Origin of the sequence: Kitasatospora kazusensis (genome assembly GCF_039529945.1) — a bacterium.
Classification (GTDB): Bacteria; Actinomycetota; Actinomycetes; order Streptomycetales; family Streptomycetaceae; genus Kitasatospora; species Kitasatospora kazusensis.
This window is the reverse complement of sequence record NZ_BAAANT010000027.1, coordinates 26,169-45,527: the sequence shown is the minus strand read 5'-3', so window position 1 is coordinate 45,527 and position 19,359 is coordinate 26,169. Positions and strand designations below refer to the sequence as shown.

18 protein-coding genes and 1 pseudogene are annotated in these 19,359 nt (G+C 71.0%); 11 read left to right on the top strand and 8 right to left on the bottom strand.

The features are described 5' to 3' along the window. Positions 1-17 precede the first annotated feature (17 nt). Both ABD330_RS21555 and ABD330_RS21550 read left to right on the top strand, forming a co-directional pair. A complete protein-coding gene (locus ABD330_RS21555; protein WP_344467554.1) occupies positions 18-1,064 on the top strand; it encodes a hypothetical protein in 1,047 nt (348 codons plus the stop codon). Further along, positions 1,061-1,810, top strand: a complete 750-nt coding sequence (locus ABD330_RS21550) for an isocitrate lyase/PEP mutase family protein (protein WP_344467553.1) — start codon at positions 1,061-1,063, stop codon at positions 1,808-1,810. Before ABD330_RS21555 ends, ABD330_RS21550 begins: the two co-directional genes overlap by 4 nt. A gap of 73 nt (positions 1,811-1,883) precedes the next feature. On the opposite strand, the gene ABD330_RS21545 is transcribed toward ABD330_RS21550, so the two are convergent. Further along, a complete protein-coding gene (locus tag ABD330_RS21545) occupies positions 1,884-3,674 on the bottom strand; it encodes a serine/threonine-protein kinase (protein ID WP_344467552.1) in 1,791 nt (596 codons plus the stop codon). 351 nt (positions 3,675-4,025) lie between these two features. Between ABD330_RS21545 and ABD330_RS21540 the strand changes: the two genes are divergently transcribed. Further along, entirely contained in the window at positions 4,026-4,571 is a 546-nt protein-coding gene (locus ABD330_RS21540) for a Uma2 family endonuclease (RefSeq protein ID WP_344467551.1), read from the top strand. Between the two features lie 161 nt (positions 4,572-4,732). Here the strand turns inward: ABD330_RS21540 and ABD330_RS21535 are convergent, their stop codons facing one another. Further along, positions 4,733-6,022 carry a hypothetical protein gene (locus ABD330_RS21535; protein ID WP_344467550.1) on the bottom strand — a complete coding sequence of 430 codons (1,290 nt, stop codon included), beginning with the start codon at positions 6,020-6,022 and terminating at the stop codon, positions 4,733-4,735. 360 nt (positions 6,023-6,382) lie between these two features. On the opposite strand from ABD330_RS21535, the pseudogene ABD330_RS21530 reads away from it, so the two are divergent. The 3 genes and pseudogenes from ABD330_RS21530 to ABD330_RS21520 all read left to right on the top strand — a co-directional run. Further along, positions 6,383-6,538, top strand: a pseudogene (locus tag ABD330_RS21530) (DUF255 domain-containing protein); the annotation flags it as partial. Between the two features lie 203 nt (positions 6,539-6,741). Beyond that, complete coding sequence (locus ABD330_RS21525; RefSeq protein ID WP_344467549.1) at positions 6,742-7,095, top strand: hypothetical protein; 354 nt, start codon at positions 6,742-6,744, stop codon at positions 7,093-7,095. Beyond that, positions 7,092-7,343, top strand: a complete 252-nt coding sequence (locus ABD330_RS21520; protein WP_344467548.1) for a hypothetical protein — start codon at positions 7,092-7,094, stop codon at positions 7,341-7,343. The genes ABD330_RS21525 and ABD330_RS21520 overlap by 4 nt, the downstream gene beginning before the upstream one ends. A gap of 224 nt (positions 7,344-7,567) precedes the next feature. Here ABD330_RS21520 and ABD330_RS21515 read toward each other — a convergent pair whose 3' ends face one another. Genes ABD330_RS21515 through ABD330_RS21500 form a run of 4 tightly spaced genes read right to left on the bottom strand, consistent with a single transcriptional unit; the run spans position 7,568 to position 12,014 of the window. Further along, positions 7,568-8,107: a hypothetical protein gene (locus ABD330_RS21515; protein ID WP_344467547.1), complete on the bottom strand. Its 540-nt coding sequence runs from the start codon at positions 8,105-8,107 to the stop codon at positions 7,568-7,570. Between the two features lie 20 nt (positions 8,108-8,127). Then, positions 8,128-10,110, bottom strand: coding sequence for a hypothetical protein (locus ABD330_RS21510; RefSeq protein ID WP_344467546.1), 1,983 nt, complete (start codon positions 10,108-10,110; stop codon positions 8,128-8,130). Next, complete coding sequence (locus ABD330_RS21505) at positions 10,107-11,270, bottom strand: 5'-methylthioadenosine/S-adenosylhomocysteine nucleosidase family protein (protein ID WP_344467545.1); 1,164 nt, start codon at positions 11,268-11,270, stop codon at positions 10,107-10,109. Before ABD330_RS21505 ends, ABD330_RS21510 begins: the two co-directional genes overlap by 4 nt. Next, positions 11,271-12,014, bottom strand: a complete 744-nt coding sequence (locus tag ABD330_RS21500; RefSeq protein ID WP_344467544.1) for an NUDIX hydrolase — start codon at positions 12,012-12,014, stop codon at positions 11,271-11,273. Positions 12,015-12,194: 180 nt separating this feature from the next. On the opposite strand from ABD330_RS21500, the gene ABD330_RS21495 reads away from it, so the two are divergent. Both ABD330_RS21495 and ABD330_RS21490 read left to right on the top strand, forming a co-directional pair. Further along, positions 12,195-14,234: a thioredoxin domain-containing protein gene (locus ABD330_RS21495; RefSeq protein WP_344467543.1), complete on the top strand. Its 2,040-nt coding sequence runs from the start codon at positions 12,195-12,197 to the stop codon at positions 14,232-14,234. A gap of 40 nt (positions 14,235-14,274) precedes the next feature. Beyond that, positions 14,275-15,138 (top strand): GNAT family N-acetyltransferase, encoded by an 864-nt coding sequence (locus tag ABD330_RS21490; RefSeq protein ID WP_344467542.1) that lies wholly within the window; start codon positions 14,275-14,277, stop codon positions 15,136-15,138. Here the strand turns inward: ABD330_RS21490 and ABD330_RS21485 are convergent. Continuing rightward, positions 15,135-16,064, bottom strand: coding sequence for a hypothetical protein (locus ABD330_RS21485; protein WP_344467541.1), 930 nt, complete (start codon positions 16,062-16,064; stop codon positions 15,135-15,137). The two genes, ABD330_RS21490 and ABD330_RS21485, sit on opposite strands and share 4 nt — an antisense overlap. A 255-nt stretch (positions 16,065-16,319) precedes the next feature. Between ABD330_RS21485 and ABD330_RS21480 the strand changes: the two genes are divergently transcribed. The 3 genes from ABD330_RS21480 to ABD330_RS21470 all read left to right on the top strand — a co-directional run bounded on the left by ABD330_RS21480 (position 16,320) and on the right by ABD330_RS21470 (position 18,541). Beyond that, on the top strand, positions 16,320-17,012 hold the full coding sequence (locus tag ABD330_RS21480; RefSeq protein WP_344467540.1) for a papain-like cysteine protease family protein: 693 nt from the start codon (positions 16,320-16,322) through the stop codon (positions 17,010-17,012). Positions 17,013-17,022: 10 nt separating this feature from the next. Beyond that, a complete protein-coding gene (locus ABD330_RS21475) occupies positions 17,023-18,048 on the top strand; it encodes a hypothetical protein (RefSeq protein ID WP_344467539.1) in 1,026 nt (341 codons plus the stop codon). 217 nt (positions 18,049-18,265) lie between these two features. Next, the gene (locus tag ABD330_RS21470; protein ID WP_344467538.1) at positions 18,266-18,541 is read left to right on the top strand and encodes a hypothetical protein; all 276 of its coding nucleotides are present in this window, start codon (positions 18,266-18,268) and stop codon (positions 18,539-18,541) included. A gap of 76 nt (positions 18,542-18,617) precedes the next feature. On the opposite strand, the gene trhA is transcribed toward ABD330_RS21470, so the two are convergent. Next, on the bottom strand, positions 18,618-19,322 hold the full coding sequence (trhA, locus tag ABD330_RS21465) for a PAQR family membrane homeostasis protein TrhA (RefSeq protein ID WP_344467537.1): 705 nt from the start codon (positions 19,320-19,322) through the stop codon (positions 18,618-18,620). Positions 19,323-19,359 lie beyond the last annotated feature (37 nt).

Sequence of the window (19,359 nt, the reverse complement as noted above, 5' to 3'; positions counted from 1 at the left end):
CCAGAAGGAGCACCGAGATGTCCACTCCGCCCGACCCGGCCGACCGCGGTCCCGCCGCCGACGGCCACGACCTGGTGGGCGACGGCCTCGCGGGTGACAAGTTCGCGGGTGACGAGTTCGCCGGTGTCGCCGACGCCGTCCGGGCCGGACTGACCGACGCGATGCGGCTGGCGCACGTCAACACCTTCCACCCGAACGCCTTCGACTGGTCCGAGGCCGCCACCCCGGCCGAGCTGGCGTACCTCTCCGTGGTCGTCTTCGGCGAGCCGGGGCACGAAGCCGAGGCGGCCGCCTACATCGCCAAGGAACTGGCCCAGCTCGCCGAGATCGAGCGGCACGTCAGCGCCGTGATGGCCCTGGCCATGGGCGAGTTGCACGACCTGCCGGACGCGGTCAACCACGGCCACGAACTGCACCACGCGCTCTCCTGCTTCGCCTCCGAGGAGATCCAACACGCCAACACCTTCTACCGCTACTCCAGAGCGGTCTCGGGCATCGAACCCCGGGTCGTCAACGGCCTGTTCGACGAGCGGATGGAGGTCTTCCGGACGGACGACCACCCGTACGTCAAGCTGGTCGCGCTCTGCCTGTCGGCGTACGTCGGCGAGTCGGTGATCACCGTCTTCGAGCACCGCACCGACGCCCTGGACCCGGAGCGGTCCAGGTTCTTCACCCGGCTGCTGCACACCCACGGCCTGGACGAGGCGCGGCACATCAAGATCGACCACGTGGCGATGAAGCTCATCCACCCCGCCCTCAGCCCGGGCCGGCGCGAGCGGGTCCGGGTGCTGCTGACCGAGATCGAGGACCTCAACCGGCGGCTGGCCCAGAGCTTCGAGAAGGCCGTCTCGGCGGCGCTCGGCCTCGACTTCAGCACCGGAAACCCGGCGGCCGAGACCCAGTTGGAGATGGCCAAGGGTTTCGGGGCGCGGCTCTTCGCCGAGGACGGCACCCTGCACACGGTGGACGAGATCCTCGACGGCGAGCTGCGCGAGCTGGTGACCCGCTTCTCCGGTACCGACCGCATCCACACCACGACCCTTCTCACAGGAGCACTGCGATGACCACCACCGACGCACCGACCGCCGTACAGGTGTTCCGGGCGCTGCACCACGGCCGCCCGGCGGGCGACCCGCTGGTCCTGGCCAACCCCTGGGACGCGGTGAGCGCCCGGGCCTTCGCCGAAGCCGGCTTCCGGGCGCTCGCCACCTCCAGCGGCGCGATCGCGGCCGTGCTCGGCTACGCGGACGGCGAGCAGACCCCGGCGGACGAGATGTTCGCGGCTGTCGCCCGGATCGTCCGGGCCGTGGACGTCCCGGTGACGGCCGACATCGAGGCCGGCTACGGCCTGGCGCCGAAGGAACTGGTCGAGCGGCTGCTGGAGGCCGGCGCGGTCGGCTGCAACCTGGAGGACTCCGACCCGGTCACCGGCCGGCTGAAGGACGCCGGGCGGCACGCGGACTGGCTCACCGAGTTCCAGGCGGAGGCGGCGGGCCGCCTGGTGCTCAACGCCCGCGTCGACACCTTCCTCTACGGCGACCGCGACGTCGCGGACGCCGTCGCCCGGAGCCGCCGCTACGCCGAGGCGGGCGCGGACTGCGTCTACCCCATCCTGGCGCCGGTCGAGTTCCTCCCGGAGCTGGCCGCCGGCGCGGGCGCCCCGGTCAACGCCCTCGCCCTCCCGGGCGGCCCGTCCCCGGCCCAGCTCGGCCGCCTCGGCGCGACCCGGATCACCTTCGGCCACACCCTCCACCACCGCATCGCCGCCACCGTCCAGGAGCTCGCCACCGAACTCTCGGCCGACGCCTAGCGGTTACCGGCCCGCCCTGCCGTGGGGATCCGCCCGGATCCCCACGGCAGGGCCGCCCGCGACCGGCCCGGCGTCAGTAGGGGGTGTCGAAGCAGGGGAACGGGGTCCATGCGGAGACTCCGTACTGGTTGGCCGCGCGCAGGGCGATGCAGACGTGGTCGCCGGAGACCGGGCCGTGAACGTCGTAGCTGCTGCCCGCGGTCGAGAGGACGGTGTTCACGTTCGCGGTCTGGTTGTCGTACTTGATGTCGTAGCGGGTCGCGTCCGGCTCCGCCGTCCAGGACACGGTGAACGGCATGTCGCAGGAACCGAAGCAGCCGTGGTCGAAGAGCGCCTTGTAGCTCGTCATGGCCGCGGGCGGCGATCCCGGCGGCGTGGGGGCCGACGTGGGCGTGTGCACGGGTGGCGGCGGGGGCAGCGGGGATGTGCCGCCCGACGTACCGCCGGCGGCACCGGTGCCGCCTCCGGAACTCCCGCCCGAGGTGCCGCCGCCGGTGCCGCCCCCCGTGCCCCCGGCCGACCTGCCGCCGCTGCCGCCCGACGTACCGCCGGTGCCTCCGCCGCCGGTGCCCCCGGTGTCCCTGGAGCCGGTCGTGCCTCCGGACGATCCGTTGGTGCCGCCGGCCGGCGAGCCCGAGAGCGGTGCACCGCCGGCCGTCGAGGGCGTCGTCGGCGGCGACGGGGACGAGGACGGGGACGGCGATACGGTCGGTGAGCCGCTCCGGCCAGCGGAACCTGTCGGCGCGGTGGGCGTTGTCGGCGCCGACGAGCCGGTGAGGCTGCCGCTCGGGGGGCCCTGGCCGAGGGGGCTCGCCACAGTGCCGTCGCCCAGGCCCAGAACGACGGTGACGACCATGCCGACGGCGATCGCGGCCGCCAGGACGAGCAGCGCCGGGCGTCGCCGAGGCCGCTGTCCGACGCTGTTCAGCTCCGTCGGAGTCGGAGCCGTAGCCGGAGTCATGGGCGGAGTCGGTACTGGTGCCGGGGACAGGGGCACGGACGGTATCTCGGTGTCACCCGCGAGCCGGAGCAGGTCGACCAGACCGGTCTGGTCGAGGGTCGCCTCACCCAGGGCCAGCGCCGTGCCCAGCTCCTCGGTCGTCGGCCGTTCGTCGGGGTCCTTGGCCAGGCAGCGCCCGAGCAGAGTGACCAGTTCGGCCGGGACGCCTTCGAGGTCCGGCTCCTCGTACACGATCCGGAAGCCGAAGCCGAAGGAGTCCGTCCGGCCGAACGGGTGCTGCCCCGTGGCCGCGAAGGCCAGCACCAGCCCCAGCGCGAACACGTCGGCCGCCGGCCCGACCCGGCCCCGCGCCTGCAACTGCTCCGGCGCCATGAACTGGGGCGTACCCAGCACCACCCCGGTCTGCGTCAGGGTGGTCACCGCCTCGCCCCGTGCGATCCCGAAGTCGATCAGCCTGGGCCCGTCCGGCCCCAGCAGGATGTTGCCGGGCTTGACGTCCCGGTGCACCAGGCCGGCCGCGTGGATCGCGCCCAGGGCCTCCGCCAGCCGCACCCCCAGCGCCCGCACCGACACGGTGCCGAGGCAGCCGTGCTCGGCGATGACCGCATTCAGCGCGGGACCGGGCACGTACTCGGTCGCCAGCCAGGGCTGCTCGGCGTCCACGTCGTGGTCGATGATGGCGGCGAAGTACGGCCCCGTCACGGCCCGGGTCGCGGTCACCTCGCGACGGAACCGGGCGATGAAGCCGGTGTCCTGCGTCAGCTCCTCGTTGATGACCTTGACGGCGACCACGACATCGCCGCACCGCCCCAGATAGACCCGGCCCATGCCGCCCGCGCCGAGCACACCGAGCAGCTCGTACCGGCCGACCCGCCGCGGATCGCTGTCCTGGAGCGCCTTCAACGTGCCACCCCCGGCGGAGTCGCCGCGGGCATGAGCAGCCGGTCGGGCAGCACGGTCAGCATGTCTCTCTCACGTTCGGCAGGGGAAGGGTCCACGGACGCTTCGACGGGGTGGCGTCCCACGGGCCGCCACCCCGATCCTGGCGATCCGGCCGCTCACAGCACCAGGTCACGGCACCGGCCATTCATGGCCGGTCGTCCGACCGGGACCGCCGCCGACGCGCCGCTGCGATCGGACGACCGCTGCGGACCTGGGACGGAGCCGCGCTCCGCATTCGGGTCCTCCCTTGGTGGTGGACCCCGTGCGGGGCCGGGGCGCCATAGTCTGAGGAGCGGCAGGAAGGAGCCGTTGATGAGCGTCGACGTGGTCATGCAGACCGAGTTCCCCGCTGGGTACGTGGTCTTCTTCGGTACCGACGGGAAGGTGCTCATGACTCCGCGGAGCGAAGAGCACTCCAGCACGATCAAGTCGATGCAGATCGATTCGCTCTCGCTCGGCCGGCACGCGAAGACCGCATCCGACGTGTACTTGGACTTCCCGGCCGACGAGAACTCGGCCCCGGACTTCGCGATCCTGCGGGAGGACGCGCAGCGGCAGGGCAAGCGCTACGGCTTCGAGGACGTGCTGTTGATCGCCGAGGTGGTGCCGGTCTCCTCCGCGCGCAAGGACTACGACGACTGCACCGCGAAGTACGGCCGCTACGGCATCCCGGTCTACGTGGTGGTGGACCCGTACGCCGCAGAGGTCGTTGTCCACACCCAGCCCACCGGCTCCGGCTACATCGCGGCGCACACGCACAAGTACGGCTCGGGCAAGCTGCCCATCGAGCTGGCTGATGGGCGGACCTACACCCTCGACCTGGACGAGCTGCCCCAGCCTGAGGCAGACGGCCACTGAAGTGCTCAGCAATGAGAGCTTCAACTTCCGGGTCGTGACAACCGATCACATCAGCAGGATTCGCCACCGTAGTACGCGCCGGCTCATCTGCTGCGGAGCGCGAGTCGCCCAAGGGTGAGCACGGCGCCAGGGGCTGCCGCAGTCCTGCAGCGTGGGGTGCTTCACGCGGTGACGTGCCTACTCAGGCGGACGGTCGGACGGTCGGCCAGTGCCTGCTCGACACGGGCGGCAAGCTCGTCGGCCGAAGGCATGCCCGGCGGAGCAGTCCAATGCCCGGAGTCCGGCGGCGGGACATGCGGTGGCAGCTCCTCACGACGGGCCGCACAGCACAGCAGGTAGCGGACGTGGTCGAGGTGGCTCTCGACTTCGACAGGGAGCCTGCTCGTGTCCTGCGTGCGACCCCAGGCCAGCAGAAGCCGGTGCAACGCCCGGCAGCGGGCCGTGAGTCCCTCGTCGCCCAAGATGCTGACCAGAGAACTGTCGAAGAACAACTGCCGGGAGCCAGGCAGGTCGGCGGGTGCCCATGCCAGCGCGCGCGCCAAACTGCAGCGGGCGCCCGCATTACTCAAGTCGCGTACCAGAGAGCCGAATTCGAAGATCTCCAGCGAATCCCCGTCACCCGCTTCGGGGAGCGCGACCCGCTCGCCGGGCATGCCGACTCGTGCCAGCTGTTCCAACAGAACCGCGACCGCATAGCGGGCGACCGTGCCGTCGGCGATCTGCGCCGCGACCATCCTCACCTCGTCAGGGTCGTACGCCGTCGGGCCTGCTGCGCCATAGGAGATCCGCGCGGCCACGGCACGGCGAACTCGCAGACGTTTCAGCAGTATGCGGGCGTCATCGGGTGGAACGCCCCACGCCTCGGCAACCTGTCCGGTACGCCACCAGGACTTGTACTCCGCTTGGATGAGTGGGAAGTTGCGATGGTGCTGGGTCTCCCTCCGGGCGATGACACCGAGCGGTAGCAGCTCGTCCAACTCCTCGCCCGCCGCCTTGAGGGTGGTCTTCATGAGGTACGGGGACCGCACCATGCCTCGCGTGGTGTCGAGTTGGACCTCCACGCCGATGGAGACCTCGGGCCGCGGAGAGCCCTGCTCGTACAGCCCGTCGATGTGATCGATGACCCTGGCCGTCAGCAGGTCCTCGATGGGCATGCGGCTGCTCCCGACCATCCGGACGACCTTCAGCTCGGTGGGCCAATCCGCCGGGAGGAACTCGACCCACCGGACGTCGTTGCGACGCCTCCGGACGACGGCCAGGCCGACCGTGAGGCCGAGGGCGAAGAGTACGCAGACGTCGATCAACGCGCCGGTTGTGAAAGCCTCCAGGCCGATGAGTCCCAGCAGCGCCACCGGCGCGAGTGTCAGCACCCCGAGAATCAGAACGAGCGTCAGTCCTGGTTGCATGCGCTCCCAGAAGTAGGCCAGAGAGCCCTCTGGCACGAAGACCATGCGGGCCGATGGAGCTTCTCGTGCCGAATCCGTCCCCACGAGGACCACCGTACGGTGGCGGGTGACACCTGCCTACCCCGCGGATGACTCCCGGGGAACCTCCCCGCGGCGAAGGCCTCCGGACGAACGTCATGGAGGGCTCCGCCGCCAGGGGGCCTTTGTCGCTGAACGGCATCTGGCTTGGGTTGGCCGTCCATCGAGGAGTGCTCGGCGTTGAAGCCGAGCGGGGCCGGCCCTGATTTCGGGCCTGCTTCGATGCGAGCGTCGTTTCCGGGAACGACGCGCGGCCCCGGGCCGACATCTTGCTGCACCCTTGGGAAGGTCGCCGGGCGCAACCGGTCGGCGTGAGAAGGTGATCGTGTGAATCGCCTCGCCGCTGCCACGTCCCCGTATCTGCTCCAGCACGCCGACAATCCCGTCGACTGGTGGCCCTGGGGCCCCGAGGCGTTCGCGGAAGCCGAGCGGCGAGGGGTGCCGGTGCTGCTGAGTGTCGGCTACGCCGCCTGCCACTGGTGCCAATGAATGTGCACAACCAGGTAGTCCTGACCTGGGATGTTTCCGGGGAGTGTCGGTGTGGACACGTAGGATGAGCGGGTGGCAGCGTCTGCACCGTTGGTACGGGCGGCGACCGCGAGGGGCGGAGCCGGGTCACCTGCCGCAGGGGAACGGCAGGGCCGGAGCCCTGTAGCGTGGTACTGGCCCAACTGCACGGAGGAGACGTGACCGCACAGCCGGAGCACCACGCTGAAGAGCTGATCCCGCGTCCTGAGCGGACCATCACCGCCCTCAAGGCTGCCCTTGCCGTCGTAGCTTCGGACCGTCTGCCGGAGATGCAGACCGAGCAGGCTGAAGCGATCACCAAGGCCATCGACTCCGACACTCTTGATCCTCTCCGGGGGTTCCTCCTGCGGTGGGCTGTCGTGGTCGAGATCGAACGGTATCCGGAGACAGCCTTCAAGCTGCGCCGAGCCGAGTACCTCATGCAGGTCGCGGAGGATCCCGATGACTCCCGGGGTCATGCCCTCACCGCCGCCGAGATCGTCCGAGCCGCGTACCGGGTGCTGGGCGCATGACGTGGTCCTGGGAGTACCTCCCCAGCGAGCAACACGTGGTCAGCGGAACTCCGCCGGCCTTCGTCGCCGAAGTCGAGAAGAAGGCTGACGAGTTGCTTCGAGCCGCGGAAGCCCTCTACCTCGACGGGACCCTGTACCGAGGCGAGAACCCAAGGAGCAAGACCGCCGACGTCCCGGGCGGGATGTTCGAGTACCTGACTGTCGTACGGCACGAGCAGATCTACATTGTTCAGGTTACGTACCTGTAGGCCGCAACGAAGGTCGTGTGGCGCCTCCTGCTGTGAAGAAGACCTATCCGGCACGGTGGTGGTCGAACTACGACGACTGCACCGCGAAGTACGGCCGTTACGGCATCCCGGTTTACGCGGTGGTGGACCCGGACGCCTGCTGACCGTATAGCGGAGCCCGGCCTGCGCCTCCGCGCACCAGGGACGTCCCACGCGTGTGTGGAGCGGGCCCGACGGGGCTGGTGCTACCGCTCCTCGCGGAGTAGGAACTGCCAGCCGAGCACGGCCAGGGCGAGCGTCTGCACGAGAGAAGTGAGCACGAACAGGGGCTGAACGCTGGGAGAGCACCAGAACGTGGTCGTGCAGACCATCGGCAGGACCAGGTACGTGAACAGGTCCACCGCGGTTTGGAGCCGCTTGCGCACGGTGCGACCCGCAATGTTGCGGTGGTAGACCTCCCAGCCGAACACCGCTCCGTGGGCGGAGGTGAGTTCACCCAGGCGCGGTCCCAGCTGGTCGCGGACGTAGTAGCCGATCGCCGAGATCTTCTCGTCGTTGACCAGGTAGGTCCAGCCCAGGATCAGGCAGATCGCGGGGACGGAGAGCAGCAGTCGGGACTGTCCGCTCTGGACGGTGACCGCCACGACCGCAGTTGCCGCGGCGAGCGTGAAGTAGAGCAGGTTGTCGCGGAAGCCTATGCGGGTCTTCTGTTCTTCCTTGAGGCAGTCGTACTCGGCCAGCAGGATTTTGCTTTCGGTGACATCGTCCGTGGAGGTCACAGGCATTCCTATGCTCGAGTTGAGGATCAGCCGGCGACCTGGAAGGGCATCAGGTTGTCGGGGCCGTGCCGTTCGATCCAGCTCTTCCCGTCCGCCGCTATCCCCTCCAGGAGGCGGAAGGTGTGGGTGGAGCCGGTTGCGCTGAGGTTGATCTCGGAGATTTCCTGGGAGTTCTCGTTCGGCGCCAGTTGATGGGCGTCGGCGTCCTTGATGCGGATCTTCCTGGCAGGTCCGTTGGTGAGGACGAGCTCCAGGTCGTAGCCGACGTCGACGTTCTCGGTCACCTGCACGGAGGACAGTGCGTCGAACCGGTAGTTGCTGCGCTGTTCGTTCCTGCGCGTCGCGTCGGAGAAGGTGAACTCGGAGCTGATCTCACGGATGCCGTCCTGGGTGAACAGGAACAGGCGGAAGGCGTAGTGCGAGTACCGCCAGGGGCCGCCTCTGACCCGGCCCCGTCGGTAGGAAGAACCCGGGGCCATCAGGATGGTGTGGGTGATCAGGTCGCGCCAGGTGAGCCGGTGGTGCCGGAGCGCCTCGTCGACGAACGAGGTTTTGTCGCAGGTGAGCCAGGTCTCCATTTCCAGCTCGCTGGGGCGCGTCGCATCCAGGCGCGACTGCCAGTGCTGGTGGGCGATCTGTCGTGCGGTCAACTGTTCCTGGTACTCCTGGGTCTCCCGAGCCAGCCGGTGCTCTTCGCGTCGGACCTCCAGCCACCGGGAAGCGGCCGCGTGTCCGGACCAGGCCGCACCGAGTACGGCCAGGAACGCCCACAACGGCTGCGGTTGGGCGGCACCCGAGACCACCGTGCCGAACGCGGCCAGAGCCGCTGCGCCGAGAACGGCGAGGGCCGCCACGGTCAGGGCCTTCGTCCTGCCAGGGGTCCGCTCCTGGCGATGCTGGTCGAGCAGGGTGCCGTTGTTGTGGCGGTTCCGGACGTCCTCGGCGAGGTACCGGATCAGCCAGTCGACCCGCTCCACACCGATCCGGCTCTCCCGGTAGAGGTCCGCGATCTCGGCCGCGAGGCTGCCGCGGACCTGAGCGGTGTGGGCGAGCCAGGCGTCCGGGGTGAACCCATAGGGTGTGCGAATGCTGAAGTAATGATCGAACGAATGGCGGACGCGCTTGGTGAACCCGCCTTCGGCGGAGGTGGGATCGCGCGGGTGCGGGATGCGGGCCCCGGCCGCGAGGCCCGGTCGGGATCCCCGGCCCCACCACCGGAGGCCGTAGCGGGCCGCGGTCAGACCCGCGCCGAGTGCCACCAGGAACTCGACGATCGCCTGGGCCGGATCCGCGATCAGCGCCAAGGCCCAGAGGAGCGCGCTGCTGACGACGAACAGGACCGCCCGGATCGGGAGGGCCGCCTGGGCGGCGGCAGCAGTGCTCGGGCGGGGTGGAACGGCCCGCGCCCCGATGGGGGTGGGCGCGAAGTAGGCCCAGACCCGCTGGGTCCGGTTGTTGCCGAAGCGTTCCGCCCCGGCACGTTCGAGGGTCTCCGCCCACAGGTCGTCCTTCAGACCTCCGGTGAGCATGAGGTCGAGGTGGCGGAGGATCGCGTCGTGCTGGCGGGGCGGCAGGTCCTGCAGTTGCTTCAGCACGGGGCCGGTCTCGCTGTCGGCGGTGCTGAGTACCGCCAGCAGGTCGAAAGTGACGCGCAGGGCTTCCTTCCACCCGTCCTCGGCGTAGGTCTGTACGAGCCCGGAGGCGTAGCGCAGCCCGTGGACCTCTTCGGCGCTGAGGTCGTGGTGGGTGCGTGCGCTGAGCATGGCGAGCACCCAGTGGAAACGAACCTCCGCGCTGTCGTACCCGCGGGCGATCGCATCAGTGATCATTTCGCGGGCCCGGCTGGGGACGCCGTCCTGCAGGAGCTGGATGCCCACCCGATACTTCTCCTGTGGGGAGGCGTCCGGCGAGGTGATGTTGACGGTGGAGTTGTGTACGGTCTCGGCCTGGATCCCGATGGTGGAGTTGTACGCGGCCGAGCTGTACCCGGCACCGTTGCTGTGGCTCATGCGAGGTCACCGGCCGCGGCGACCAAGGGAGTCAACGCGGCCACCAGTGCGGGGCACTCCGCGACCAGTCCGCGCAGCCTCCTGAGCGTCATGACCGTCCGCTTCGACGATTCAGGGGTGTTCCCCCCGGCCGACCGGAGGGCGGAGTCCAGATCGGTCAGGGCCTCCCGGTAGGTGTCCTCGTCGAGGGTGCCCTCGGCGCGGTGCTGCTTTAACTGCTCGCGGAACCCGTTCAGTTTCGCGAGCAGGTCGGTCGGGCCGGATGCCTTTGGGGCCGCGTCCAGGTGGACGCTGCTGCCCGTGACCAAGCCGGCCATGATGCCGACGGTGCTGTTGTGGGCGGTGTTACTGACGTGTCGGTCTAACCGTTCGGCCGAACGGACACTGTCGTCCCGGTGCATTGCGGTCTCCTCCTGTTCCCCCATCAGTTCCACTGCCAGCCGGGTTGCGAACGCCGCTGCGTTCGCTGCGGCCCGTGGCTGCCAGTTGCGGTCATCCGCGCTGTTTTTCGTGCCGTCCGCCCGATCGCTGATCCCCCGGATGATGGCCACTGGCGCCCCATTGAGATGGCCGGCCTGTGCCACACCGGCCGCCTCCATCTCGATGGCGAGTGCGTCGTTGTAGTGCTGCCGGATCCACTTCGCCTCGGCTGAGATCCTCGAGTTCTGGACGATCTCGCCGGCGGCGATCGCCCCGAAGCGCACCTGCGGCGTGTCCTCGTGATCGGGAGCGGGGTCCGCCCAGTCGTTCAGGCGGGCCAGGTGTGAGGCGAGCTGGCTGATGCCGTGCGGTGCTTCCCACGCCCGGGGGCGGGCTTTGAGCCCGTCGTCCTCGCTGGTCCCGCCGTGGTAGGCGTACACGTGCGACGCCATGACCACGTCGCCCAGCCTGGTGGTGTCCCACAGGGCGCCGGCGACCCCGACGAACAGCACGGCCACCGGCGAGAACTCCTGGATCGCGCGCTCGGCGATCACTGCGGCGGAACTGTTCCCCTTGCTCGTCAGGCCGAGTGCGACACGGCACGATGTGCCCCGCACGGTTCCCACCTCGAACCGGGTACCACGCTCATGGCGGTGCACCTGCGGATCGGCCAGCCTCTGGCGCACGGCCTGGTACTCAAGATTGAGGGCGGTCAGAATCACCACCGGGCCATTCGACATCTACTCCTCTTCCCCTCTCGTGTTCTCTTCCGTCGTGGACGGCGCGGGTCGGATCAGCGGTGGGAACAGCACGGTTTTCGGACCGGCCCGGTACAGCCGTGCGGGCCGTCCTCCCGTGGTCCTGCGGTCCGTGCCGACGGGGACGATGAACCCCTTCGCGGCTTGGACCTTCCGGTAGAAATTGCGGGTGTCGAGTTCGGTGCCCCAGACGGCCTCGTACACCTGTTGCAGCTCTGCGATGGTGAAGCTTTCCCCGCAGAAGGCTGTGGCCAGCGCCGAGAACTCGAGCTTGGTGCGCGCGTGTTCGATCCCGTCCGCAGCGATTCGATGGTGGTCGAAGGCGAGCTCCACCTCGCCGGACAGGACGGCTTCCGCGGGAACCCACGCGGCGTCGGCGGCATCCGTTCCCGCGACCGGGTCAGGCAGTCCCGGTGCGATGGCCAGGTGGGCCACGGAGACGACGCGGCCCCGCGGATCGCGGCCCGAGTCCCCGTACACGGCCAGCTGTTCAAGATGCACCCAGCCGGCGGCCAGGGCCGTTTCCTCACTCAGTTCACGGTGGGCGGCATCCAGAATCTCCTCACCATCATGGTTCAGGAACCCTCCGGGCAGGGCGAGCATGCCCCGGAAGGGATCTTCGCCCCGCTCCACCAGGAGAACGTGCAGGCGGCTCTCCCGCAGCGTCAGGATCACGAGATCGACCGTCAGCAGTACAGAAGGTGGTGACCACACGTCATCTTGCATGTTCTGCAAGGTACTTCAGTTACTGTCACTTGCACAAGAAGGGAGCGGGGAGGGCTGTGCCGCTCGACTCCGCAGCCGCAGCACGTGCGGCAGGACCGCACGGATCGGCCGGCTGGCATCGGCCCCACCACTCCGCCTAGGTTTCGGGGTTCCCGCGGCCGGTGCTGCGATACTGCCCGCATGGTGAACCGCCTGGCCGATGCCACGTCCCCGTATCTGCTCCAGCACGCCGACAATCCCGTCGACTGGTGGCCCTGGGGCCCCGAGGCGTTCGCGGAAGCCGAGCGGCGCGGGGTACCGGTGCTGCTGAGTGTCGGCTACGCCGCCTGCCACTGGTGTCATGTGATGGCGCACGAGTCGTTCGAGGACGACGGGGTCGCCGGGTACCTGAACGAGCGCTTCGTCGCGGTGAAGGTGGACCGCGAGGAGCGGCCGGATGTGGACGCGGTCTACATGGAGGCGGTGCAGGCGGCCACCGGGCAGGGTGGCTGGCCGATGACGGTCTTCCTGACGCCGGAGAAGGACCCGTTCTACTTCGGGACGTACTTCCCGCCCGAGCCCCGGCACGGGATGCCGTCCTTCCGGCAGGTGCTGGAGGGTGTGGACGCGGCTTGGCGGGAGCGGCCGGAGGAGGTCGGCGAGGTCGCCGCCCGGATCCGGGCCGACCTGGCCGAGCGGGCCTCGGTGTACGGCGCGGGTGCGCACCATCCGCCCGCCGAGGCCGATCTCCGGCAGGCGCTGGCCGGGCTCGCGCGCAGCTTCGACGACAAGCGCGGCGGTTTCGGCGGTGCGCCGAAGTTCCCGCCGGCGATGGCGGTCGAGTTCCTGCTCCGGCACCACGCCCGGACCGGTGACGGTGACGCGCTGCGGATGGCCGAGCGGACCTGCGAGGCGATGGCCCGGGGCGGCATCTACGACCAGCTCGGAGGCGGCTTCGCCCGCTACGCGGTGGATGCCGAGTGGGTGGTGCCGCACTTCGAGAAGATGTTGTACGACAACGCCCTGCTGCTGCGGGTCTACCTGCACCTGTGGCGGGCCACCGGCGACGGGCAGGCCCGGCGGATCGCGCTGGAGACCGCCGACTTCCTGCTGCGCGAACTCCGCACCCCCGAGGGCGGGTTCGCCTCCGCGCTGGACGCGGACAGTGTCGACCCGGCGACCGGCAAGTCCGCCGAGGGCGCCTACTACGCCTGGACACCCGGGCAGCTGACCGAGGCGCTGGGCGCCGAGGACGGCGCGCTCGCCGTCCGGCTCTTCGAGGTCACCGGCACCTTCGAGCACGGTGCCTCCGTCCTCCAACTGCTCAGTGACCCGGCCGAGGCCGAAGCCGAGGCGTACGCGCGGATCCGGGCCCGGCTGCTCGCGGTCCGCGCCGAGCGGCCCGCGCCCGCCCGCGACGACAAGGTGGTCGCCGCCTGGAACGGCCTGGCCATCGCCGCCCTCGCCGAGACCGGCGCCCTGCTGGACCGCCCGGACCTGGTGGAGGCCGCCGTCCGCGCCGCGGACCTGCTGCTCGCCGTCCACCTCACCCCCGAGGGCAGGCTGCTGCGCACCTCGCGGGACGGCCGGGCCGGTACCAACGTGGGCGTCCTGGAGGACTACGCCGACACCGCCGAGGGATTCCTCGCCCTGTACGCCGTCACGGGCGACAGCGAGTGGCTCGGGCTGGCGGGCGGACTGCTCGACACCGTTCTGGTGCACTTCGCCGACGAGGCCTCGGGCGCGCTGTACGACACGGCCGACGACGCCGAGCAGCTGATCCGCCGCCCGCAGGACCCGACCGACAACGCGACCCCCTCAGGCTGGACGGCCGCCGCCAACGCCCTGCTCACGTACGCCGCTTACACCGGATCCGCCCTGCACCGCACCGCCGCCGAACGCGCGCTCGGGATCGTCGGCGCGCTCGCCGCCCGGGCCCCGCGCTTCATCGGCTGGGGCCTGGCCGCCGCCGAGGCGCTCACCGACGGGCCGCGCGAGGTCGCCGTGGTCGGCCCCGCGTCCGACCCGGCCACCGCCGGGCTGCACCGCACCGCGCTGCTCGCCACCGCACCCGGCGCGGTCGTCGCGCTCGGCGAACCCGGCGCTACGGACGTCCCGCTGCTCGCCGACCGTCCGCTGCTGGACGGCCGCCCGGCCGCGTACGTCTGCCGCCACTTCACCTGCGACGCCCCGACGGCGGACCGGGCGGCGCTGGCGGCGAGTCTGGGCGCAAGGGAGTAAACCGGGTGCGCCGGAGGGCGGTTGGCGGTCAGGATGGGCCATGGTCTGGACTCTGAGTACCTCACTGGACGAATTCCACCGCGAGGCGGGCAGCTTTCTCGCCGCCCACCCAGCCGAGAACACCGTGCTGCTCACGGTCCTGGACCGGCTCGGCAAGGCCGGCCCGCACGTCTACGGTCCGGGAACGCCCCGCTTCGGCTGGTGGCGGTCCGGGCCGGGCGGCCCGGTCTCCGGCGTTTTCCTGCAGACCCCGCCCGCCGGGCCGCTGCTCGGCCGGATGTCCAAGGTCGCCGCCGCCCACTTGGCCGACGTGCTGCGCGGCGCAGGCGAGCCGGTGCCCACGGTGACGGGTGAGAAGGGGCAGGCCGAGGCCTTCGGCTGGGTCTGGGGGAACGCCTCCGGGGTCAAATCGGCCGTCCAGGCCACGGAACGGATGTACAGGCTGGGCGAGTTGGCGGTGCCGGACCCGCTGCCGTCGGGCCGGGACCGGATCGCAGTCGGGGCCGACCGGGAGCTGCTGGTCTCCTGGCACGATGCCTTCAAGGCCGAACTCAGGGTCTCCGTCCCCGCGGACCTCGGCAGGCTGGTCGACCACCGGACGGCCGAGGGCTCGCTGCTCGTCCGGGAGGACGGAGCCGGCCGGCCGGTCGCCTTCGCCGGGGCCAGCCCGGTGGTCGCGGGCATGTCCCGGATCGGCCCGGTCTACACCCCGCCCGAGCTGCGCGGCCGGGGCTACGCGAGCGCGGTCGTCGCGGCCGCCTCGGCGCACGCCCTCGCGCAGGGCGCGCGGGAGGTGCTGCTCTTCACCGATCTGGCCAACCCGACCAGCAACTCGATCTACCAGAAGATCGGTTACCGCCCGCTCCAGGACCACCTGGTTCTGGACCTGAACCCGGCCGGCTAGTCCCAGTCCCAGCGGATGCCCAGCAGGCCGGGGCGCAGGCCGGTGGCCACCAGGTGCACGCAGTGGTGTCCGTCGAGCGTCAACTCGGCCGTCTCGTACGGTGGCCGGCCCGGCAGGTGGCTGGCGAAGCGGTGGCAGCGGACGGGCAGGGCATCCGGGTGGAAGGTGACCTGGAGGACGTACTGGCCCGCGCCGGAGTTGAAGCCCCGGACGTACTCGCGGCTCGGCACCGGTGCGGTGGCGTCGTCGAAGCCGTAGCTCAGCAGGTGGGTGTCGCCGGTGCGCAGCCGGTGGTCCAGCAGCAGTTCGGCGACCAGCAGGTTGGCGCTCTGGTCGCGGCGGACCCGGCCGGGGCGGCAGTTCTCGGTGGCCCGGACGGCGACCCGGGTGATGTCGCAGCCCGGGTCGCCCTGGTAGAGGGCGAGATAGCGGTCGATGCCGTCGCGGTGCGCGCGCAGGGCGTGCTGCGAGTCGCGGCACAGGAGTTGGCGGTCGGCCCCGATGCGGACGCGTTCGATGTGGGTGATGGTGTGCAGCCCGGTGTCGGGCGGCCCGTCGATGGTCGCGAGCAGGTCGTCGACCGCCTGGGCGGTGGCGATCAGGTCGCGGTAGGGCCGGGTGGCGGGCGAGGCCGGGCTCGGCGGGGACTGCCGGGGGCCGAGCAGCCGGGTGAGCGAGTGCGCGGGCAGGTCCAGTACCTCTTCCAACGCCCTTACCGCGCGCAGTGATTCGGCCCGCTCGGGTCTGCGCTGCCCCTGCTGCCAGTAGCTCAGGCTGGTGACGCCCACCTGAACCCCGCGTGCGGCGAGATGCTGTTGCACCCGGTGCAGGGCGAGGCCGCGGGCCGTGATGGCGGCCCGCAGCGCCAGGTGGAACGGGCCCGTACGGAGCGCGGTCGTCAGGTCGGGATGGCTGGTTTGCTGCATGACGTGCGCTCCTCGTCTGCCCGGTAGACCGTGAATATTCACACGGGAGCGGTCAGTTGTCACCGGTCCGGACGAGCGACGTGCTTCGGAGCCGGCTGCGTTCACACCCGGGCATCGCCGTTCACAGCAGAACCGCCCCTGCTCAGAGGCCTGTTGACCAGCACGGGTCAACGGGCCGATGCTCTGTCTCAACGCGTCCGGACGCGCGTCCCCCACACCCCCTCTCCTGCGGATACGCAAGGAGGAGAAGACGCCATGTCAGCAACCCGGACAACCCTGCGCCGGGCGGTCGCCGCCCTCGCGCTCGCCGTCCTCGCCCCGGCCGTCACGGTCGCCACCACCACCCCGGCCCAGGCCCAGGCCCCCCAAGCCCAGGCCCAAGCTCAGGCCCAGGCCCAAGGTCAGGCCCCAACCGCGCGAGCCCGGGCCGCGGCCCGACCGCGCACCGCGACGGCCTCGGCCGCCGCCACCTGGCGCACCCTGAACATCTCCATGCAACAGCAGCAGAACACCAACTGGTGCTGGGCGGCGAGCGGCAACACCATCGCCTCCTACTTCGGCTACAGCTACAGCCAGAACCAGTTCTGCGACGCCGCGTTCGGCCGGTCGACGAGCTCCACCTGCCCCAACAGCCAGGCCGCACTGGACGACGTGCAGTCCGCGCTGAGCTGGATCGGCATCAACCCGGGCTCGTACGTGACCGGCTACCTCCGGTACAGCACCGTCCAGACTGAGGTGAACGCCGACCGCCCGGTCGAGGCCCGGATCCAGTGGAGTTCGGGCGGCGGGCACATGGAGGTGCTCTACGGCTACGACCTCAGCAACAACTGGGTCTACTGGGGCGACCCGTGGCCGTCCGACACCCGCTACAACTGGGCGGACTACTGGTACTACGTCAGCAACAGCTCGTTCTCCTGGACCCACTCCCTGTACCAGATCGGCGCGTGAGGAGACGATCATGACCGACTTCCGTAGCTTCACCGGTAGCCGCACCGGCGTCACCGGCCTTACCGGCGTCACCGGTCTCACCAGCCTGACCGGCCTCGCGCGACGTTCCGCCGTGACGGCCGCCGTGGCCGCCGCCCTGGCGGCCGGCCTCGGCCTGGCCGCCGCACCGCTCGCCCGGGCGGCCGAACCGGCCGCCGCCGGTACCGCGTCCGTGGCCGCGAGCCCGAGTACCGCCGACCTGGCCGCCGCCCGCAGTGCGGTCACGGCCCCGGCCACGCTCGACCAGCTGGGGCACTTCTTCGCCCGCAAGGGCGTCCCGCCCACCCAGCCGCTCGCGGTCGCCCCGGCGGACGAGGCCCGCGCGGCGAAGCTGGCCGACCCGAGGCTGACCGGCGCGACGGTGCCGGTCTACACGCTGGCCGCCGCCTTCGTCGCCGGGACGGCCGGCGCGCCGGTGGCCGAGGCCGACTTCGTGGCGAGCAAGGTGGTCGCGGCCGACGGCCAGTCGGCCTCGGTCTGGACGGTGCGGGAGGGCTCGTCCTGGCGGGTGGTGAACATCGCCTCCGGCGGCGACGAGAGCGACTACGCCGCCCGGGCGGCGGCCTCCGGCGGTGGCACCGCCTTCCGTGAGCCGCAGTTGAACGCCTGGTACGTGCTGCGCGGCGGCCGGGTGCTGCCGCTGGACGACGAGGCGCGCCGCTCGGTCGGTGCGGGCGGGGTGACCGTGGCCGGGTACCAGAGGCTGGTGCACCAGCGGTACGGCGACAAGCTGCCCGGCTCGGCGTACGACAAGGCCGGCCTGGGCGGCGGTTTCGAGCTGGGCGGCACCCCCGGCACTGCCCTGGACGCCGCTTCGGGCGCCGCTCCGGGCGCCGCCCCGACCACCGGTGCCGGATCCGCCCCGCGGACGGCGGCCGCGGCGGCTGCGGCGGCCGCCTCCGGCGACGCGCTGCCGCTGCTCACGGGGGTGGCCGCGCTGGCCTTCACCGCGCTGGCGGGGGCGGGTCTGGCCACCCGTCGCCGGGTCCGGGGATAGCGGCGGCCCGAGACGGCGGAGCGGCCCGGTGGTCCGGCGACCACCGGGCCGCTCCCCTTGTCCTGCAACGGTCGTGCGACCTCGCAGTATCTGTTCGACCGGTGGTACCGAGAATTGATGTCTCGTTGATCCGGCGTTCGCCCGTCCGGGCCGGACCGCGTGGCACGCTCAGCTGAGAGGATGTCTCACTCGGCTGTGCGGTCGTGAGGGGGTAGCGATGTCGGACTGGGGAGCGCAGCGCGTCCAGGTCGGGACGGCGGCGGCGGGGATGTCGGCCGCGCTGGCCGTGGTGGCGGCCTACCTGATCGACGGTTCCGGGCTGGTCTGGGCGGTGGCGTCGGTGGAGGTGCTGCTGGTGATGGCCCACGTCGCCCGCCGGTTCCGGGCCAAGGCGCACGTCAGGGCGGCAGGCGAGGGTGCGGCGGCGGCGCACTGCGAGCGCTGCCGCCGGACCAGGGAGCGGCTGGAGGCGCGGGCCGGCTCCACGGGCTGAGATCCCGAACGGCCGGGCCGGCCCCGGTTCAGCGGGTGGCGCCGGCCCCGGTTCAGCGGGTGGCGCCGGCCCCGGTTCAGCGGGTGGCGCTGTAGGCGATCAGCGAGACGCCGACGTACTGCACGATGAACGCCCCCAGGGTGAAGGCATGGAAGACCTCGTGGAAGCCGAACCAGCGGGGTGACGGGTTCGGCCGCTTGAGGCCGTAGACCACACCGCCCGCACTGTAGAGCAGACCGCCGATCACCATCAGCGTGATCACGGCGACGCCGCCGGTCCGCAGGAAGTCCGGCAGGAAGAAGACGGCGGCCCAGCCCAGCGCGAGGTAGCACGGGGTGTAGAGCCAGCGCGGGGCGCCGACCCAGAAGACCCGGAAGGCGATGCCCGCGAGTGCGCCGCCCCACACCAGCCAGAGCAGGACGTCCCGCTTGCCGCCGTCCAGCAACAGGATGGTGAACGGGGTGTACGACCCCGCGATGATCAGGAAGATGTTCGCGTGGTCGAGCCGGCGCAGCACCGCGTCGCCGCGCGGCCCCCAGTCGAAGCGGTGGTAGACGGCGCTCACGCCGAACAGCAGCCAGGCGCTGACCGAGTAGACGGTGCAGGCGATCTTCGCCGAGGTCGAGTCGGCCAGGCAGATCAGGACGATCCCGGCCGCTACGGAGGCCGGGAACATTCCCGCGTGCAGCCACCCGCGCCACTTCGGTTTGACGAAGGCGTCGAGGGCGTCGGAGACGACGAGGGCCGGGGTGGTGTCGGCCTTGCTCTGGTCCGCAGTCATGACGGACATGCTACCTACGGAAGCGTAGGTTACTGCG